Consider the following 18,991-nt stretch of genomic DNA (forward strand, 5'->3'; position numbering starts at 1 on the left):
TTCCGCGCAACCTGGTCTCAGCATCGTCGCGGCTCAGGCAAATGCCGCCCTGTATAGTCCCGGATGGCAACTTGACTTTACCTTGGCCGTCGATAGGTTGGCGCCGTCATGGTCTTCCGCCGCGAGGTGGAAGCTAAGAGGGAATCCGGTGCGAAACCGGAGCTGTCCCGCAACTGTAAGCGGTGAGCCTATTGCCCCTGTGTCACTGGCATTCGTGCCGGGAAGACGGGCGACAAGGCTAGGACCCGCGAGCCAGGAGACCTGCCTGACAGAGTGAGATTCCGTGGTCGGGGTGTGCCACAGGAATGCCGGTTCCCGTCCGGAAGCCCGTTTGCGGCTTTCGCCAGGTCTGCATTTCCGCATCCCCGCCAGGGCAGTCAGAGGTTGGCGCGGCGATGTCGGGAAGAACGGTTTCCCCAGAATATCGAAAGTTTGGGCAGACGCATTTGTCGCCTGCTGCCGTGGCATCGCGCCTCTACCTATTGTCCCGGACGCCTTCCGGGCATGGCAACGCCAGGCGTTGCGCACCCCTTTCAAGCAAGGAGAGATCATGAACATCAGACATTGGATCCTTTGGCTCGGGCTCGCCGCGGCATCCGCCATTGGCCTTGCGCCGGCGGCCGCGGATAGCTTCACGGACGATGCCGGCCGAACGGTCGAGCTGGAACTGCCGATCAAGCGGGCGGTGATCTTCAACCGCTACGCGGTCGAGTTCGCCCGCGCCATTGGCGCCATCGACAAGGTCGTTGGCGTCGATGCCAGCACGATGCGGGATCCGACCTACTGGCCGCAGTTCAAGGAAGCCGACATTGTCGGCCAAGGCCAGACGCAGCCCAATTACGAGGCGATCGTTGCGCTCAAGCCGGACTTGGTCATCATCCCTCGCAACGGCGTCTATGAGGAGGCAGCCAAGCAGCTCGAAGCCTTCGACATTCCGGTGCTGGTCGTCACCGCCTGGGACACGCTGCAGCATGTCGAAAACGTCACATTGTTCGGCAAGCTGTTCGACGAGAAGGAAAAGGCCGATGCGCTGAACGCCTACTACACCAAGTACATGGACCTGCTGGCCGAGCGTCTGAAGGGCGTCGAGCGTAAGAAGGTTTATCTTGAAGAGGTCCGTGATCTCGTGACCGTCACGCCCGGCTCAGGCTGGCACGACATGATCGAGGCCGGCGGCGGCACCAATGTCTTCGGCGACATCGACATCAAGAAGGAGCCGTCGTCGCGCGGCAACGAAAACAGCTTCACCGTCGATCCCGAGGAGATCATCGCGCGCAAGCCCGACCTGGTGATCAAGCTGCAGCCCGGCTCCTACCAGACCATCCCGGAGGCAAAATTCGCCGAGAGCTGGAGGGCGATCGTCGCGCGCGAGGAAATATCAGGCACGCCGGCAGGGCAGGCGGGCGATGTCCGCCTGATCAACTACTACCTCGCCGGCGGCTCGTCCAAGGTCACCGGCGCGCTGCAGGTCGCCAAGTGGCTCTATCCCGACCTCTTCACCGACGTCGATCCCGAGGCTGCGATGAAGGAATGGATCGAGATCTACCAGGGGCTGCCGTTCCAGGGCGGCATGACCTACCAGGGCACAGCCTCCAACTGATCGACCAGCACGCCGCCGCCCGTCAGGCGGCGGCGTACCCTCTCAATCCGGAGCCTAGACCATGGACATCGCAAGCAGTGCCGGTTTGGCGCGTGGCCAATCCGACGGCATTTCCAGCCTCTACCACCGAGCCGGCTATCGCAAGGCGGCTGTCATCTTGTGGTCGCTGCTTGTGCTGCTGCTCGTCGCCGGCGGCGTTGCCATCGTCGGCATCGCCGAGACGGGGCTGGTGACGCTGCTCATGGTCATCCTGCAAAAGGTCTCGTTCGGTCATTTCGTCGCCGAGGTCGATCCGCAGCAGGCGCGGGTGCTCGTTCATCTGCGCCTGCCGCGCGTCGTCATGGCCATGGTAGCCGGTGGGTCACTGGCATTCGCCGGTGTTTTGATGCAGGCGATCACCCGCAATCCGCTGGTTAGCCCCTACACGATCGGCGTGTCCTCGGCGGCGGCCTTCGGTGCCTCGATCGCCATCATGTTCGGCATAGGCTTCAGCGCCGCCGGGCTCTATTTCGTGCCGCTGACGGCATTTCTGTTCGCGCTCGGCTGCGCCGTGCTGGTGTTCTCCATGGCCTGGCTGCGCGGCATGGGGGCACAGACGATGGTGTTGACCGGCATTGCCCTGATGTACCTGTTCAGCGCCATGACCGCAGCCGTGCAGTTCGTCGCCACCCAGGAGCAACTGGCCCGGGTCGTGCACTGGACGTTCGGCAGCCTGAACGGCATCGGCTGGGATGCGGTTGCCGTCTCTGGTGCGGCACTGCTGGTCGCCCTGCCGCTGGCGCAGTCGCGGGCCTGGCAATTCAACGCGTTGACGAGCGCCGGCGACGACGTTTCGCGTTCGCTCGGCATCAATGTCGCGCTGCTGCGCGGCATCGCCGTCGTGCTGTCGGTGGTGGTCTCGGCGGTGGTCATCAGCTTCACCGGCGTGATCGGCTTTGTCGGGTTGATCGGGCCGCATGTCGCCCGGCTGTTGATCGGCAGCGACCATCGCCATCTCATCCCGTTTTCGGCGATCTGCGGCGCCATGCTGCTGCTTCTGGCCGACACTGTCGGGCGCATGGCGTTCAGCCCGACAGTCATTCCGGTCGGCATCGTCGTCGCCTTCGTCGGCGTGCCGCTGTTCCTGCACCTGATCCTGTCCAGGCGCTCGGAGTATTTTTCATGAGCGACTATCTTTCCGTCGACAAGGTCAGCTTCGGTTATGGCAGCCGCCCCGTGCTGCGCGAGGTCTCGGTCGGGCTGACGAAGGGCGACATACTCGGCCTCATCGGCCCCAATGGTGCCGGCAAGTCGACCCTGGTGCGGACCGTGCTCGGCCTTGCCACGCCGTCGTCGGGGCGGATCCTGCTCGACGGCCACGACATCCGCGCAATGTCGCCCAAAGTCCGCGCCCGCCGGATCGCCTATGTGCCGCAATCCTCGCCGCTCAGCTTTCCAGCGACGGTGTTCGAGACCTGCCTGCTCGGTCGCACACCGCATATGGGGGCGAGCCCGAGCCGTGGTGATCTCGCCGTCGTCGAGGACATGCTCAGGCGGCTGCGACTCGAGGATTTCGCCTTCCGTCCGATGTCGGAGCTCAGCGGCGGCGAACGCCAGCGTGTGATGCTTGCGCGTGCCCTGGCGCAGGAGACCGAGGTGCTGGTGCTCGACGAGCCGACGAGCGCGCTCGACATCGGCAACCAGCTATTCACCCTGCGCGTGGTGGCCGAGATCGCGCGCGAACGAGGTGTGACGGCACTGGTCGCCATTCATGACCTGTCGCTCGCCGCCCGCTTTTCCGACAGCCTGCTCCTGCTCGACAAGGGCGCCGTTGTCGGCCATGGCAACTGGCGGAGCACGTTGACCGAACAGACGGTGCGCGACGTCTATGGCGTCAATGTAGAGATCGGGCTGCTGCGCGACATTCCCGTTTTTGCCCCGCACGAGCTGACCTGATGCGGCTCGACATTTCAGGCTTTGCGCGAGGGGGAAGGGCCCAGAGCCACGCTTCGGTGTTGCGGCTCTGCGAAGACGTCGAGCGCATGGGCTTCGACGGCATCTGGTTCAACGAGTTTCATTTCCAGAACCCGCCGCAGGCTTATCCGTCGACCTTGATCCTCGCCTCCGCCATCCTTGCCCGGACGCAGCGCCTGCGGGTCGGCACCTCCATCGTGGTGACGCCGCTCTACCATCCATTCCTCTTGGCTGAGGAGGTGGCACAGTTGCACTGGCAGAGCGGCGGCCGCATCGACCTGGGCATCGGCCGTGGCACACATCCGGCGACGCTTGCCGCGCTGGGCATCGCCGCCGAGAGCACCAGGGCTCGTTTCGAGGACTCCTACCGGATCATGCGCGATGCCTGGACATCAGGCGCAAGGATCGAAGAGGGCGCGTGCTGGCCGGCTTCGGAGGTTTCGGTTGGACCGCTTCTTCCAGGCGAGATGGTGCCGGTCTATGTCGCCGGCACTTCGCGCGACACGCTTGGCTTCGCCGCCCGCGAGGGATTGCCGTTGCTGCTCAGTCTCGATCCGCCTGAAGTCGGGCAGCTTGCCACCTACCAGGCAATCCTCGAGGAGGAGGGCCATGCCTGCCGTCTGCGGGCGTCGCAACTGTCTCGCTATGTCTGCATCGCTCCGACGAAGGTGCAGGCGATGGGCAAGCTCGACGAGCTCGTGCCGCGGCTGTTCGAACGTCGGGTTGCGTCGGCAAAGGCCGCAGGGCGGTCTACTGACCAGATCGTGATGCCCGACCGGCAGACGGCCATGGCGCGGCAGGTGATTGCAGGCTCGCCGGACGATTGTGTGGCGCAGCTCAAGGCGCTGGCGGCAGTTACGGGTATCGATGCCATGCGCCTGGTCTTCAACGGCAACGGCATCGTCGACATGGCGGCGGCGCTCGCCGACATGGAGTTTTTCGGACGCGAGGTGCTGCCAGCCTTGCGGCCCGCCTGAGCGCGTCTCAGGCGGCCTTGTCGGCCGCATCGGCACGGTCTGCCTTGCGCGCCACCACCCAGCCCAGCAGGGCCGCGCCGAAAAGCACGACCGCCGCGAGGTAGAAGGCGAGGCCGGGATAGGGCAGCGGCGTGCCGTCGCGCACGGTCCAGGCATAGACCGCGCCGAAGAACAGCGGCGAGGCGACGCCGGCGATGCTCGCCACGCTCATGTTGGCGCCTTGCAACTGGCCCTGCTCGAATTCGGAAACGCGCTGGGTCATCAGCGACTGCGTCGTCGGCATGGCGAGGCCCCAGAGCGCGTTCGGAATGATCGCCAGCGAGAACCAGAATCCCGTAGGCGCAAGGCCCATGCAGGCGATGCCGAAGGCGCCGGCAAACAGGCCGAACACCATCGTAGCGCGATCGCCGAAGCGCTTGACGGCCGGGCCGACGATCAGACCCTGGACGATCATGTCGAGCACCCCGACCATTGCCAGCAGCGTGCCGACCTCCCAGGCATGCCAGTTGTAGCGATAGGCGGCATAGAGCACGAACACCGCCGAAAAGACGTGATGGGCGAAATGCAGCAGGAAGGTCACTGCGGCGAGCCCGGTGAGCTCAGGGTGCGAACGCAGCAGCATCATCGCGCCGAACGGATTGGCGCGGCGCCAGGAAAACGACATGCGCTTTTCGCGCGGCAGAGATTCCGGCAGCACGAAGGCACCATAGAGGAACGCGAGCCCACTCATTGCCGCCGCCACCCAGAACGGCGCGCGTGGCGAGATCTCGCCGAGGAAGCCGCCCATCAGCGGACCGGCGACGAAACCGGCGCTGAAGGCAGCACCGATCAGGCCGTAGGCGCGGGCGCGGCCCTCGGGCGGGGTAATGTCGGCCATATAGGCGAAGACGGTTGTGAAGCTCGACGAGGTGATGCCGGCGACGATGCGGCCAAGCGCCAGCCACCACAGGTTCGGCGCCAGCGCCATCAGCACGTAATCGGCGGCAAGGCCCGCCGTCGACAAGAGGATGACGGGACGGCGACCATAGCGGTCGGACAGCGAGCCGATGATCGGCGAGCAGACGAACTGCATGAAAGCCCACAGCGCGATGAAGACACCGTTGATCCAGCCAGCATCGGCGTTGGACCCGGCGAACTCCTCGATCAGCGAAGGCAGCACCGGAATGATGATGCCCATGGCGACGATGTCGAGAACGGCGGTGACGAAGATGAAGGCGATTGCCGCCTGGCGCCGCGACGCTGTGATGGACATGATGGTGGCCTCGATGGACGTGCCTTATAAAACAACCTGACGCGCGATCCAGCCGTGGCGGCGTATATTGTCCAAACCTACTGACATTGGGGCAAGAGCACCGAAGCGCTGAACCAAGTCTTCACGCCTTGAAAAAGCCGACCTACAAATGCGGTCGGATTCGAGACACGGGCGCGCCGCGCGCCGTTCTACAAGACTGCCGACACTACTGCGCCGCGCGTCGAATTGGGTGCGCAAAGGACGCTGTAGCATTGTGAAACCGTGCATGATCCCCATGCACCAAGGAGCCTGCCATGCTGCGCAAGACGGATTTCTTCATCGACGGAAAGTGGGTCGCGCCGACGGTCGCCAAAGAGCTCGACGTCATCAACCCGGCCGACGAGCAGCCCTTCGCGGTGATCTCGCTGGGATCCGCCGCCGACGTCGACAAGGCGGTTGCCGCAGCGCAGCGCGCCTTCCCGGCGTGGAGCGCCACAAGCCGCGAACAACGTATCGCGCTCTTGGAAAAGCTGCTCGCCGCCTACAACAGGCGAGTGCGAGACATGGCCCAGGCGATTTCCTGGGAGATGGGCGCGCCGATCAAGCTGGCGCTGGAACAGCAGGCAGCCAGCGGCTCGGGCCACATCAAGAGCTTCATCGAGGTGCTGAAAAGCTTCGAATTCGAGGAGCCGCTCAACGACAAGAACCCGCAGGAGCGCATCGTGCGCGAGCCGATCGGTGTCTGCGGGCTGATCACGCCGTGGAACTGGCCGATGAACCAGGTGGCGTTGAAGGTCGTGCCGGCGCTGGCAGCCGGCTGCACGGTGGTGCTGAAGCCGTCTGAGATCGCGCCGATGTCGTCGATCGTGTTTGCCGAGATGATGGAGGAAGCAGGCTTCCCGGCCGGTGTCTTCAACATGGTCAATGGCGACGGGCCGACAGTCGGCGAGGCGATGTCGCGCCATCCCGGCATCGACATGATGTCCTTCACCGGTTCGACCCGCGCGGGCGTGGCCGTGACCAAGGCTTCCGCCGAGACGGTCAAGCGCGTGGCGCTGGAACTGGGCGGCAAGTCGCCCAACATCGTCTTCGACGACGCTGACCTCACCGACGCGGTGACGCGTGGGCTGGCGCATTGCTTCGAGAATACCGGCCAGTCCTGCAACGCCCCGACACGTATGCTGGTGCAGCGCCCGGTCTATGCCAAGGCGGTCGACATCGCGGCGAAATATGCCGCTACCGTCAAGGTCGGCAACCCGGCCGAGGATGGCGACCACATCGGCCCGCTGTCGTCCGACGTACAGTTCGAAAAGGTACAGGGCATGATCGATGCCGGTATCAAGGAGGGCGCGCGTGTCGTTGCCGGCGGCCTCGGTCGGCCCGAAGGTTTCAACCGCGGCTATTATGTACGCCCGACGGTGTTTGCCGACGCCAACAACGACATGCGCATCGCCCGCGAGGAGATTTTCGGCCCTGTCGTGGCGATGATCCCGTTCGAAACGGAAGAGGAAGCCATCGCCATCGCCAACGATACGCCCTACGGCCTGTCGGCCTATGTCCAGACCGGCGACAAGGCGCGCGCCCAACGCGTGGCGCGCAAGCTCCGTGCCGGCATGGTGCAGATCAACGGCACCGACCGCCCCTATGGCAGCCCCTTCGGCGGCTACAAGCAGTCCGGCCTCGGCCGCGAGGGCGGCAAATGGGGCATCGAGGATTTCCTCGAGGTCAAGGCGATCAGCGGGTTCGAGGAAGGTCTGGGCTGATCTCTTTTCGTCTCAAGAGGTTCCCCCTCTCCGTCACGGCTTCGCCGTGCCACCTCTCCCCCACGTTGTGGGGGCGAGGAACCCAAGTTTCTGCGAGGTCGCACTCTACCTGTGCAGACCAGTCAATTTCGCTAGGGCCTGCGTGATTGGCGTTTCCTCTCCCTCACGGAGTGGGGAAAAGGTGGCTCGGGCGAAGCCCGACACGGAGAGGGGCTTCAAGCGAAACCGCCTCTCTTAACCCCCGTTCCGCCTCAAATATTCCATGGCAATCTTACGCATCCTTGTGCCATCGATGCTGTCGGCGTGGCCGCCATGGGCGATGCTTACCGGCAGATCGATGAGGCGCCGCATGGTGGCACAATAGGCGGTGCGGTCGGAATCCGGCATGTCGTCGACCAGAAGCCCACAATGGATGGCGTCGCCCGAGAACAGCGTGCCGTCATGGCAGTCGAACAGGCCGATCGAACCGGGCGAATGGCCGGGCAGATGCAGCACGGTAAAGCTGCGATCGCCAAGCTCGATGACATCGCCCTCTTCAAGCAGGCGGTCAAGCGGCGCAGGCACAATGGCATAGTCGGCGGAGCTCCAGCCGGGCCAGGGCAGTTCCGAAACCGCGCCGGGAAAATTGCGGAACATATTGGCATAGGTGGCCTCGTCGGGCATCGTCGCGAAGAATTCCGCTTCGACGCGGGGGCCGGCACGCCAGGCAAATTCGTGCAGCGAACCGACATGGTCGAGATGCACGTGGGTTGCTACGGCGAGCAGCGGCTTGCCCGGCGTGATGTCGATTTCGGGTGCGAGCGCACAGATGCCCATGCCGGTGTCGACAAGCATGTCGAGGTCGCGGCCGCGCACCAGCCACATATTGGCGCGACAATAGTCAGTGACGAAGGGCTCGCTCAGCATCGTCGTCGTCGCGTCGACGATGGTTCTCGAAAACCAGCCGGGACGGGGCTTCACACGAAGGGCCTGCCGATCTTGAAGCGGCCGGGCACCAACCGCCTGAGATAGTCCATGCCCTTTTCGGACAGATGGTTGACGTCTGGCAACATGTAGTCGTCGGGCATGTGCCGGGTCTTGCCGGCGACATTGGCCAGCGGCACCAGCTTCAACACGGTCTTGCCGCCCTCATATTTCAGCGCCACCGAGCCGCCGCCCTTGTCGGCCGCATCGACGGCGAAGACGCCGGCGTCGAAGGCCTCCTGCGCGTCGACGGCATTGACCGCGCCGATGTAGCCGCGCGGCATGTAACCGAGCGCGTCGACACGGGCGCGCTTGCCCGGCAGGCCTTCGGCGAGCGCGTTCTCGAAGGCGCGGCTCAGGTCGCTGCCCGAAAGCTTGATGTTGCCATGGGCGTCGCGCTCAAGCTTGTCGGCAGGCACGATGCTCTCGACCAACGCCTTGCCGTCGGCGGTGCTGACGCCTTCGGAAACCGCAACGACGCAACGACGATGGCGGGCCAGCGTCTCCTTCACCTCGTCGATGAAGCGCGGCACGGAGAAGGCACGCTCCGGAACGTAGATCAGGTGCGGCCCATCGGTGTCTTCGTCGCGCCATGCGGCGGCGGCGGCGGTCAGGAAGCCGGCATGACGGCCCATGACGATGCCGACATAGATGCCGGGCAAGGCGCGGAAATCGAGATCGACCGAGAGGAAGGCGCCGGCGACGAATTCCGCCGCCGAAATGAAGCCCGGAGTGTGGTCGTTTTCCTTGAGGTCGTTGTCGATGGTCTTGGGCGCGTGCACGAAGGCGATACTGCCCTGGGCCGCATCCGTCAGGATCTGCTGGGTGCCGGCGGTGTCGTTGCCGCCAATATAGATGAAAGCGCGCGCATCGGCCTTCTTCAGGCCTTCGAGCACGAGATCGCAATAGGCGGCATCAGGCTTGTCGCGCGTGCTGCCGAGGGCCGCGCCCGGGGTCGCCGCGATGCGCAGCAACTGCTCCTCAGGGATGTCGGTCAAGTCGACATAGTCACCGTCGCGGATACCGCGCACGCCGTGCCGCGAGCCGAGGACCCGCGCCTTGGGATGGCGGCGGCGGATTTCGAGCACGGCACCCGCCATGGTCTGGTTGATGACGGCGGTCGGTCCGCCGCCTTGCGCAATCACGAATGTCGAGGGCATGGTCGTCCTCCCCAAGGGTGCCGGAAATCGCCGTCGGAATGGCGCTGTTTTCCGGCACATTCGCCCTTCTGGCGAAGCGACGCAATGGGAGATTCAACCGGTTCGTAAGGTTTCGGAGATGAGCGGGCCGGAGCTTCCGCTCCGGCCGTCTGCTTTAGCCGACGACGATCGGCGTCTTGCCGTTGACGCGGCTGTAGAGGTCAATGACGTCCTGGTTGATCATGCGCACACACCCCGACGACATCGCCTGGCCGATGGTCCACCATTCGGGCGAGCCATGGACGCGGTAGCCGGTGTCCTGGCCGTTCTGGAAGATGTAGAGGGCACGCGCCCCGAGTGGATTGTCGAGGCCGCCTGGCTGGCCACCGGCCCATTTCACCAGCTCCGGCTTGCGCGCGATCATCTCGCGCGGCGGCGTCCAGGTCGGCCACTTCTTGCCATACTGGATGTTGGCGCGTCCGCTCCACAGGAAGCCGTCGCGACCTATGCCGACGCCGTAGCGGATGGCTTCGCCGCCGGGCTGGACAAGATAGAGGAAACGTTCCTGCAGCTTGACGACGATGGTGCCGGGGGCTTCGCCGGTCGGATCGACGACGATCTGGCGGCGGAATTTCGGATCGACCTTGGCAAAGGGGATTTCCGGCAGCTGGAATCCTTCGTCGGTGAAGGACGCATACATCACATTCGGGCTGGTGACCTGCTTGTCGACGCTGATCTGCGGGCGGACCGAACCGGTGACGGTGTTGTCCAGGCCCATCGCCGGCAACTCGAAGTCCATGGCACGGCTGCAGCCGGCGACCAAGCCAGCGGCACCGAGGCCGAACAGCACGTTGCGACGCGAGGCAAGTTTCGAAAATTCGGTCTTCGGAGCAGGCGACTTCGACACGGCACAATTCCACTCTATACGCGGGGCGGCCAGGCACCGGAGTGAAACTCCGGCTGTGGATCGCGTGTATTTTCACCATTCATGGTTGAAAAAGCATGAACGCCGCCTGCCGCGCGTTAAGGGCTTTACATCGGCGCGGAGCCGGAGCTTGATCCCGCATCCAATGAGGGAGAGTTGCCATGTCGTTTGAAAGCTGGGCCGCCTTTGCCGCCGCGTCCGCGGTGCTTCTCGTCATCCCGGGGCCCACGATCCTGCTCGTCGTATCCTACGCGCTCGGCCAGGGCTGGCGCACGGCACTGCCGATGGCCGTCGGCGTGGCGCTGGGCGATTTCACCGCCATGACGCTGTCAATGCTGGGCATCGGCGCGCTGCTTGCCGCGTCCGCCACAGTCTTCACCATCGTCAAGTGGATCGGTGCCGCCTATCTGATCTATCTCGGCATCAAGCTGTTCCGCGCCGGTGGCACGCTGGACGCCAAACCGCGCACGGATGCCGCGTCTGCCGCCAAGATGATGGCGCATGCCTGGATCGTGACCGCGCTGAACCCCAAGAGCATCACCTTTTTCGTGGCCTTCCTGCCGCAGTTCCTCGACCGCAGCGGCGATTTCTGGACGCAGATGGTGATCTTCGAGCTGACCTTCCTGACGCTCGCCTTCGCCAACGCCTTCGGCTACGCGCTGGTGGCTGCACGGGCGCGAAGTGTCGTGTCCAATCCTCGCGCGATCCGCATTTTCAACCGTACCGGTGGCACGCTTCTGGTCGGCGCCGGCATTGCCGCTGCGGCCACCCGCTCCGGGCACTGAGGAAGCTGTGATGGTGAAGGACGGGCTCGGGCTTGCGCTGAGCGGCGCCGATGCGGCGGCGGCTGCGCACTACGAGCGCGGGGTGAGCGAACTCCAGCGCTTTGTCGGCGATCCGGTCGGATCGGCCGACAAAGCGATCGCGACCGCGCCCGACTTTACCATGGCGCATGTACTCAAGGGCTGGCTCTATGGCCTCTCCACTGAACTTGAGGCGATGGCGGTGGCGCGGGATTGCCACGCTGCGGCTGCAGGGCTCGCGGCGACGGCGAGGGAAAAGGCCCATGTCGCGGCTCTCGGACGCCTCGCTAGCGGGCATTGGCATGAGGCCGGGCGTATCCTCAGCGAGCTGACGGCGGAGCATCCCACCGATGCATTGGCGTTGCAGGCCGGGCACCAGATCGATTTCTTCACCGGAAACGCCCCGATGCTGCGCGATCGTATCGCCAGGGCGCTATCGTCATGGGGCATGGGCATGCCCGGTTATCACGCCATACTCGGCATGCAGGCCTTCGGTTTCGAGGAGATGGGCGACTATGCCAGGGCCGAGGCGTTGGGGCGCGAGGCGGTCGAGCTCGAGCCGCGCGACGGCTGGGCCCAGCATGCGGTGGCGCATGTGATGGAGATGCAGAGCCGCCAGCGCGATGGCATCGCCTGGATGCGCGGCAACACCGACGCGTGGACGAAGGAGAGCTTTCTCCAGGTCCACAACTGGTGGCACTTGGCGCTGTTTCACTACGATCTCGGCGAGACCGACGAGGTGCTGGCGCTTTATGACGGACCGATCTACGGCGCGCAATCGAAGCTGGCGCTCAACATGGTCGATGCCTCGGCGATCCTGTGGCGGCTCAATCTCGGCGGTGTCGATGTCGGCGAGCGCTGGGCGAGCCTTGCCGCCAACTGGGCACCGAAGGCCGCGGCCGGCAACTATGCCTTCAACGATGCACACGCGATGATGGCCTTTGTCGGCGCCGGGCTGGAAGCGCCGGCTAAGGCGATGCTCTATGCCCAGCGCGAGGCGATTGCCCGCGACGATGACAACGCCGCATTCGCCCGGGATGTCGGCCATCCCGTCACATTGGCGATCAAGGCCTTCGGGGAAGGGCGTTATGGCGAGACGGTGCGGCTGCTCGAGCCTGTCCGGACTATCGCCCACCGTTTCGGTGGCAGCCATGCCCAGCGCGACGTGATCGAACTGACGCTGATCGAGGCGGCCCTGCGCGACGGCAACGATGCGCTTGCCGTGAAGCTTGCCTCCGCCCGTAACAACGCGCGGCCGGCCAGTCCGCTCTCGAGCCTGTTCGTCCAGCGCGCCGCGCTGCTCGCGCATGGCTGATCTGGGCTGACAGCGCTTTCCGAGGCGTTTGATTTTATTTTTTGCGAGTTCCGAAATAAATGTCGACCCGACCCCGGAATGTTTGCTAATAAGCAGCGTCCGTCGGAGGAACGGGACGATGGCCTGGCCGTTTCTGCCTGTTGGCGATGAAGGCCGGCCAATGACGTGAGAGGATGGACGCTTGCCGTCCGCGTCGCTCATTCGGGAGGAATGGCATGTATCTGGGGCTCGATCTCGGCACGTCAGGCGTGAAGGCACTGCTGATGGACGCCGACCAAAAGATCATTGGTTCCGGCCATGGTTCGCTCGACGTCTCCAGGCCGCATCACGGCTGGTCCGAGCAGGACCCTGCCGAATGGATCCGCGCCGCAGAAGAGGCGGTCGCCGAGCTCAGGTCCGCGCATCCAACAGAACTTGCCGCCGTGCGTGGCATCGGCCTCTCCGGCCAGATGCATGGCGCAACGCTGCTCGACGCCGCGGGAAAGGTGCTGCGCCCCTGCATCCTCTGGAACGACACGCGCAGCTTTGCCGAGGCGGCCAGCCTCGACGCCGATCCGCGCTTCCGCAAGATCACCGGCAACATCGTATTCCCTGGCTTCACCGCCCCCAAGCTCGCCTGGGTGCAGGCCAACGAGCCCGACATCTTCGCCAAGGTGGCAAAGGTGCTCCTGCCCAAGGACTACCTCAGGCTCTGGCTGTCAGGCGAATACATCTCCGAAATGTCCGACGCGGCCGGCACTTCCTGGCTCGACGTCGCGGTGAGGCGCTGGTCGCCGGAGCTGCTCGCCGCCACTGGCCTTAGCACCGACCATATGCCGTCGCTGGTCGAGGGTACCGACCAGGCAGGCACGCTGCGCGGCGAACTGGCTTCGAAATGGGGCATGGGGCAGGGCGTGGTGATATCAGGCGGTGCGGGCGACAATGCCGCCTCCGCCTGCGGGATGGGCACCGTCAAGCCGGGTGCTGCCTTCGTGTCGCTCGGTACGTCGGGTGTGCTGTTTGCGGCCAATGGCGCTTACCTGCCCAACCCGGAAAGTGCCGTTCACACCTTCTGCCATGCGTTGCCGCAGGCTTGGCACCAGATGGGCGTCATCCTGTCGGCGACGGATTCGCTCAACTGGCTGAGCACCATATCGGGCAAGGACGCGGCCGAGTTGACACGCGAACTCGGCGACGAATTGCGCGCTCCCTCAGGTGTCACCTTCCTCCCCTATCTCTCGGGCGAACGGACCCCACACAATGACGCGGTGATCCGCGGCTCGTTTACCGGCCTGGCCCATGAGATCGACCGCGCGGGCCTGACCCAGGCCGTGCTCGAAGGCGTTGCCTTCGCTTTCCGCGACAGTCTTGAAGCGCTGGCGTCGGCTGGAACGACGCTGACGCGGGTGACCGCCATCGGCGGCGGCTCACGCTCGCGCTACTGGCTGAAGGCGATCGCCACTGCCCTCAGCGTGCCGGTCGACATTCCCGCCGACGGCGATTTCGGGGCTGCCTTCGGCGCTTCGCGTCTCGGCCTGATCGCTGCCGAAGGTGCTGACCCGCACCAGGTTTGCACGCCGCCTGATACCGCCGAAACCATCGAACCTGTGGGAGCACTGGCAGGCGCCTATGACGAGGCCTACCAGCGCTATCGTAAGCTCTATGCGGCGATCCGGGGGACGATGTGAACGCCGAGCGTGCCAGATCAGCCCGGCACCTTGTCAAGAAAGCCGGTGATGAGGCTCAGGCGCCCGTCCTTGATGGTGGCGAAGTCAGAGCCTTCTATCACGGCTTCCGCGCCATCGGGACCAAGGCCCCAGGAAAAGCGGATGTTGTCGCCGAAGCCGTCGGCCTTGCCCTTCAGCTTGAAGCGGAAGCCGGGAAACTGGCCGTGCACGCCGGCGATGAGCGCGTCGATGCCGGCATGGCCGTCGCCCTGCATGATCGGGTCGCGATAGCTGACGCCGGTGGCGAAGGCAGCTTCGACAAGTCCCTTGCGGGCGGCGGCGTCGGTCTCGTTCCAGGCGGCGAAATAGGCCTCGGCGATGGCGTTGTAGTCGGTCATTTCTGCTCTCCGTCTGACACGTCTTGGTTGACGCCACCCTTGTCGCAGCGGGCGCGAATGAAACCAATTACGCCTGAGGTAATCGAACACGGAAATTCGGCGACCGCCCCAAAACGGGCGGTCATGCGTACTCACTGAAAGGAGTTTTGCCATGAGCACCGGCTATTTCGGCGACATCAAGCCCGTCCGCTACGAAGGCCCCGACAGCACCAATCCGCTGGCCTATCGCCATTACAACGCCGACGAGGTGGTGCTGGGCAAAAGGCTGGAAGACCATCTGCGCTTCGCCGTTGCCTACTGGCATACATTCGCCTGGCCGGGCGGCGATCCGTTCGGCGGCCAGACCTTCGAGCGGCCCTGGTTTGGCGAGACGATGGAGAACGCCAGGCTGAAGGCCGATGTCGCCTTCGAGCTGTTTTCGCTGCTGGGCGTTCCCTACTACTGCTTCCACGATGCCGATGTGCGGCCGGAGGGTGCCAACTTCACCGAGAGTGCAAAGCGCCTCGACGAGATCGCCGACTATTTCGAAGCCAAGATGGCCAAGACAGGCGTCAAGCTTTTGTGGGGCACTGCGAACCTGTTCTCCAACCGCCGCTTCATGGCGGGTGCCGCGACCAACCCCGATCCCGATGTCTTTGCTTATGCGGCGGCGACGGTGAAGCATTGCATGGATGTCACCAAGCGGCTCAAGGGCGAGAACTACGTGTTGTGGGGCGGTCGCGAGGGCTACGAGACTCTGCTCAACACCGACATGGGCCGCGAGCTCGACCAGCTCGGGCGCTTCCTCAATCTGGTCGTCGACTACAAGCACAGAAGCGGCTTCACCGGCACCATCCTGATCGAACCCAAGCCGCAGGAGCCGACCAAGCACCAGTACGATTATGACGTCGCCACCGTCTATGGCTTCCTCAGGAAGTACGGGCTGGAGAACGAGGTGAAGGTCAATATCGAGCAGGGGCACGCGATCCTGGCCGGCCACTCCTTCGAGCACGAACTGGCGACCGCCAATGCGCTCGGCATCTTCGGCTCCATCGACATGAACCGCAACGACTACCAGTCGGGCTGGGACACCGACCAGTTCCCCAACAACGTGCCCGAAATGGCGCTTGCCTATTACCACGTGCTTGCCGGTGGCGGCTTCAAGTCAGGCGGCACCAATTTCGACGCCAAGCTGCGCCGCCAGTCGCTCGACCCCGAAGACCTGCTGGTCGCCCATATCGGCGGCATGGACGCTTGCGCGCGCGGCCTCAAGGCCGCGGCGAAGATGATCGAGGACAAGGCGCTGTCGGGTCCGCTCGAGGCGCGTTACGCCGGCTGGAATTCGGCTGAAGCCAAGGCGATGCTGGCTGGCGAACGCAGCCTCGAGCAGATCGCCGCGCGCGTCGTCGCCGACGGCATTGAGCCGCAGCCGAAGTCGGGCCGGCAGGAATATCTGGAGAACGTCGTCAACCGCTACGTCTGACGGCTTCGCACGACGATGAACGATGGCGCCTGCCCCGAGGGCTGGCGCCATTTTTTTGTCCGCACTGACCGATGCCCAAACGCAGTCCTGCTGCTAGATGGACGCCTGGAAAGCAGGAGAGAGAGCATGGACATGCGCAACATCTTGGTGCGGCCGGCGAACACAGAGGACTTCGCCGCGGTAAAGCAGGTGTTGGCCGATACGTTCGAGCGCACCTGGCGGCCGGAGATCACCGAAGCGGCTGCCGAACGCTACCTCTCGTCCGATGTCGGCGGCCGTTATGTCGATGAAAACGGCCCTGCCTTCTGGGTCGCGGAAGTCGACGGCCAGGTCGCCGGCATGGTCCACTGGAGCGGCGACTTCATCGAAGCATTGCACGTCTCCGGCAGATTCCAGCGCCTCGGCCTCGGCAGTCTGCTGCTGGCGCGGGCCGAACAGGAGATCGGCAAGGCCGGTTTGCCGAAAGTACGGCTCGAAACCGATACGTTCAACCAGCAGAGCCAGGCCTTCTACCGCGCGCTCGGCTATGTCGAGACGGCAAATTATCCCGACGAGGAATGGGACAGCGGGCTGACCACTGTGCTGTTCGAAAAGTCGCTCGGTCGCGGACGGTGACAGGACAGGAATCGCATGGGTTGAGCCCCGGTGCGCAGTTGCACGCCTGCCCCTGAATTGCCTCTTTCTCGCCCTCAAGATGTCAGTCGAATCAGCGACTTACCGCGCCATGAGACGGGAACAAGAGACTTTCATCACACATGGCCACGAACCGGCGATCGACGCCCTGCTAAACAGGTCGGAGACCGGTTCGATCGTCGACCGGCTGATGGCATTACCGCCGTTGCTGGAGCCTGAGCTTTCCGACGAATGGACCCGGGCGGTTGCGTCACGCCTCGAGGCCATATTGGCCCAGAGCATGCGTTCGCGCATCGACGGCGTCGTCAACCAGGCGGCCTGATCCCAACAGCGTGGTTTGACGAAGCCAGGGCGGTCGGCCATCCTCCTTGCATGATACGCGCGGTGCTGCTCGATCTCTCGGGCGTCGTTTATGACGGCGACACGCCGATACCGGGCGCGGTCGCTGCCATCGGGCGGCTCCGCGCCGAGGGCCTGCCGATCCGCTTCGTCAGCAACACGACGCGTTCACCGCACGGGGCGATCGTTGCACAACTTGCCAACCTTGGCGTCTCCGTCAGCAGTGACGAGCTGTTCACGCCGGCGCGTGCTGCGGTCGATTGGCTCGCCCGCGAAGGCTGCGCGCCCCATCTCCTGGTGCATCCCGACCTCGTGCCCGAATTCGCCGGCAACATGTTCGGCGACAGGAAGGCGGTGGTGGTTGGCGATGCCGCCGAGGCCTTCACCTATGCAGCGATGAACGCCGCCTTCCGCCAGCTGATCGATGGTGCTGAGTTTCTCGCGCTTGCCGTCAACCGCACCTTCAAGGATGCCGATGGCGGGCTCAGCCTCGATGCGGGCGCCTTCGTCGCGGCGCTCGAATTTGCGGCCGGCAAGCAGGCGACGGTGCTGGGCAAGCCTGCGCGGGACTTCTTCCATGCCGCGTTGGCCGGGTTGGACTGCCTGCCGGGACAGGCGGTGATGGTCGGCGACGATGCCGAAAGCGATGTTGCGGGTGCCTTGAGGGCGGGTGTCGGCTCGGCGCTTCTGGTGCGCACCGGCAAATATCGCGCCGGCGACGAAAGCCGCCACGCGCCGCACCCGAGCGCGGTCGTCGACGATCTCGCTGCGGCGGTCGACTGGCTCCTGGCCCATCGCGGCTAGCTCTTGCGCATCCTCACCGGCGGCGTGCCGAAGGCATGCGAGAAACTGCGCGAGAATGCGGCGGCCGATGAGAAGCCGGTGCGCTCCGCCACCTCGGCCATGCTGACGCGCGTGTCGACCACCAGTCTTCGCGCGGCATTCAATCTCAGCCTGAGATAATAGGCGCCCGGAGTTTCGCCGATCGAGGCGCGGAAGATGCTTTCGAGCGTGCGTGCGGTCACGCCAGCACGTTTTGCAATCGCGGCGATGGTCAGCGGCTGGTCGACATGTGCTTCCATCAGCCGGATCGCCTGGGCGAGGCGCGGGTCGTAGCCGTCGAGCCGGCCAAGCGAGACCAGCGGCTGCGCGTCGGTGGCGGCACGCGACTGGTCGTAGATGAAGACGCTGGCGACATCGAGCGCGGTGGCCATGCCGAGCCGCGAGCGTACCAGATGCAGCATCAGGTCGAAGGTCGGAGCCGCACCGCCCGAGGTGAACACCGGGCCATCGATGATGTAGCGGTGGGGGCGGACCTCGACTTCGGGGAAGGCGGCGGCGAAATCCTCCATGTCTTCCCAATGGGTGGTAGCGGCACGGCCTTCCAAAAGCCCGGCACGCGCGACCAGCCAGGTGCCGGCCTCGATGCCTCCGGCCGCTCGCGCCTGGCGGGCACAGCGCCTGATGCCGCCGAGCAGCTTCGACGTGGTGTAGCCCTGGGTGCCGAAGCCGGCGATGACCATCAGCACGTCGCAGGGCTCGTCTGGGTCGAAGGCGTCGGATACCGCTACCGGCAGGCCGCAGGTGGTGATCGCCGGCTCGCCCGTGGCGGATACCAGCCGAAAGTCGAAATGCGTCTCACCTGATATGCGGTTGGCCGCACGCAGCGGGTCGACGGCTGATGCCACGCACATGATCGACGCGCCGGAGAAAACCAGCATCGTCACCTTGAGTGGCGAGCGCTCCTCGCGAAAGATTGTCGGGTTTTCGCTTTTTGCCATTTGGCTTTCGTAAAACGCAAAACAAGACGACGCAAGCGGCGCAATGATCCGTCAAGTTTCGTA

At 64.7% G+C, this 18,991-nt stretch carries 18 protein-coding genes and 1 riboswitch; of the genes, 12 read left to right on the top strand and 6 right to left on the bottom strand.

Annotated features, from left to right (window positions below):
• Positions 1–92 precede the first annotated feature (92 nt).
• A riboswitch (cobalamin riboswitch) is annotated at positions 93–284 on the top strand.
• A 266-nt stretch (positions 285–550) separates the two neighbouring features.
• The 4 genes from H5P29_RS10130 (at position 551) to H5P29_RS10145 (ending at position 4,530) form a co-directional block, all read left to right on the top strand.
• Positions 551–1,600 carry an ABC transporter substrate-binding protein gene (locus tag H5P29_RS10130; protein ID WP_067957954.1) on the top strand — a complete coding sequence of 350 codons (1,050 nt, stop codon included), beginning with the start codon at positions 551–553 and terminating at the stop codon, positions 1,598–1,600.
• Positions 1,601–1,661: 61 nt separating this feature from the next.
• Positions 1,662–2,765 carry an iron ABC transporter permease gene (locus H5P29_RS10135; RefSeq protein WP_154386392.1) on the top strand — a complete coding sequence of 368 codons (1,104 nt, stop codon included), beginning with the start codon at positions 1,662–1,664 and terminating at the stop codon, positions 2,763–2,765.
• Positions 2,762–3,535, top strand: coding sequence for an ABC transporter ATP-binding protein (locus H5P29_RS10140; RefSeq protein WP_067957960.1), 774 nt, complete (start codon positions 2,762–2,764; stop codon positions 3,533–3,535). The genes H5P29_RS10135 and H5P29_RS10140 overlap by 4 nt, the downstream gene beginning before the upstream one ends.
• Positions 3,535–4,530, top strand: coding sequence for an LLM class flavin-dependent oxidoreductase (locus H5P29_RS10145; protein WP_154386393.1), 996 nt, complete (start codon positions 3,535–3,537; stop codon positions 4,528–4,530). Before H5P29_RS10140 ends, H5P29_RS10145 begins: the two co-directional genes overlap by 1 nt.
• Before the next feature lie 7 nt (positions 4,531–4,537).
• Here the strand turns inward: H5P29_RS10145 and H5P29_RS10150 are convergent, their stop codons facing one another.
• Positions 4,538–5,782: a TCR/Tet family MFS transporter gene (locus H5P29_RS10150; RefSeq protein ID WP_067957965.1), complete on the bottom strand. Its 1,245-nt coding sequence runs from the start codon at positions 5,780–5,782 to the stop codon at positions 4,538–4,540.
• Positions 5,783–6,075: 293 nt separating this feature from the next.
• Between H5P29_RS10150 and H5P29_RS10155 the strand changes: the two genes are divergently transcribed.
• Entirely contained in the window at positions 6,076–7,524 is a 1,449-nt protein-coding gene (locus H5P29_RS10155; RefSeq protein WP_154386394.1) for an aldehyde dehydrogenase family protein, read from the top strand.
• 234 nt (positions 7,525–7,758) lie between these two features.
• Here the strand turns inward: H5P29_RS10155 and H5P29_RS10160 are convergent, their stop codons facing one another.
• The 3 genes from H5P29_RS10160 to H5P29_RS10170 form a co-directional block, all read right to left on the bottom strand.
• Complete coding sequence (locus tag H5P29_RS10160) at positions 7,759–8,430, bottom strand: MBL fold metallo-hydrolase (protein WP_067966159.1); 672 nt, start codon at positions 8,428–8,430, stop codon at positions 7,759–7,761.
• 50 nt (positions 8,431–8,480) lie between these two features.
• Positions 8,481–9,647: a diphosphate--fructose-6-phosphate 1-phosphotransferase gene (locus H5P29_RS10165; protein ID WP_067957972.1), complete on the bottom strand. Its 1,167-nt coding sequence runs from the start codon at positions 9,645–9,647 to the stop codon at positions 8,481–8,483.
• 154 nt (positions 9,648–9,801) lie between these two features.
• Complete coding sequence (locus tag H5P29_RS10170) at positions 9,802–10,533, bottom strand: L,D-transpeptidase (protein ID WP_067957975.1); 732 nt, start codon at positions 10,531–10,533, stop codon at positions 9,802–9,804.
• Between the two features lie 179 nt (positions 10,534–10,712).
• On the opposite strand from H5P29_RS10170, the gene H5P29_RS10175 reads away from it, so the two are divergent.
• The 3 genes from H5P29_RS10175 (at position 10,713) to xylB (ending at position 14,336) form a co-directional block, all read left to right on the top strand.
• On the top strand, positions 10,713–11,336 hold the full coding sequence (locus tag H5P29_RS10175; RefSeq protein WP_067957979.1) for a LysE family translocator: 624 nt from the start codon (positions 10,713–10,715) through the stop codon (positions 11,334–11,336).
• Between the two features lie 10 nt (positions 11,337–11,346).
• Positions 11,347–12,669, top strand: coding sequence for a tetratricopeptide repeat protein (locus H5P29_RS10180; RefSeq protein ID WP_154386395.1), 1,323 nt, complete (start codon positions 11,347–11,349; stop codon positions 12,667–12,669).
• A gap of 215 nt (positions 12,670–12,884) precedes the next feature.
• The gene (gene xylB / locus H5P29_RS10185; protein WP_154386396.1) at positions 12,885–14,336 is read left to right on the top strand and encodes a xylulokinase; all 1,452 of its coding nucleotides are present in this window, start codon (positions 12,885–12,887) and stop codon (positions 14,334–14,336) included.
• Between the two features lie 17 nt (positions 14,337–14,353).
• Here the strand turns inward: xylB and H5P29_RS10190 are convergent, their stop codons facing one another.
• Entirely contained in the window at positions 14,354–14,713 is a 360-nt protein-coding gene (locus H5P29_RS10190) for a nuclear transport factor 2 family protein (RefSeq protein ID WP_154386397.1), read from the bottom strand.
• Between the two features lie 151 nt (positions 14,714–14,864).
• On the opposite strand from H5P29_RS10190, the gene xylA reads away from it, so the two are divergent.
• From xylA to H5P29_RS10210, 4 genes are all read left to right on the top strand, one after another.
• On the top strand, positions 14,865–16,175 hold the full coding sequence (gene xylA / locus H5P29_RS10195) for a xylose isomerase (protein WP_154386398.1): 1,311 nt from the start codon (positions 14,865–14,867) through the stop codon (positions 16,173–16,175).
• Between the two features lie 126 nt (positions 16,176–16,301).
• Complete coding sequence (locus tag H5P29_RS10200; protein ID WP_154386399.1) at positions 16,302–16,790, top strand: GNAT family N-acetyltransferase; 489 nt, start codon at positions 16,302–16,304, stop codon at positions 16,788–16,790.
• A 109-nt stretch (positions 16,791–16,899) separates the two neighbouring features.
• A complete protein-coding gene (locus H5P29_RS10205; protein WP_067966164.1) occupies positions 16,900–17,130 on the top strand; it encodes a hypothetical protein in 231 nt (76 codons plus the stop codon).
• Between the two features lie 62 nt (positions 17,131–17,192).
• A complete protein-coding gene (locus H5P29_RS10210) occupies positions 17,193–17,951 on the top strand; it encodes a TIGR01458 family HAD-type hydrolase (protein ID WP_348640625.1) in 759 nt (252 codons plus the stop codon).
• On the opposite strand, the gene H5P29_RS10215 is transcribed toward H5P29_RS10210, so the two are convergent.
• Positions 17,948–18,928 (bottom strand): GlxA family transcriptional regulator, encoded by a 981-nt coding sequence (locus tag H5P29_RS10215; RefSeq protein WP_154386401.1) that lies wholly within the window; start codon positions 18,926–18,928, stop codon positions 17,948–17,950. The two genes, H5P29_RS10210 and H5P29_RS10215, sit on opposite strands and share 4 nt — an antisense overlap.
• Positions 18,929–18,991: the final 63 nt, after the last annotated feature.

It is taken from the genome of Aminobacter sp. MDW-2 (assembly GCF_014250155.1).
Taxonomy (GTDB): domain Bacteria; phylum Pseudomonadota; class Alphaproteobacteria; order Rhizobiales; family Rhizobiaceae; genus Aminobacter; species Aminobacter ciceronei.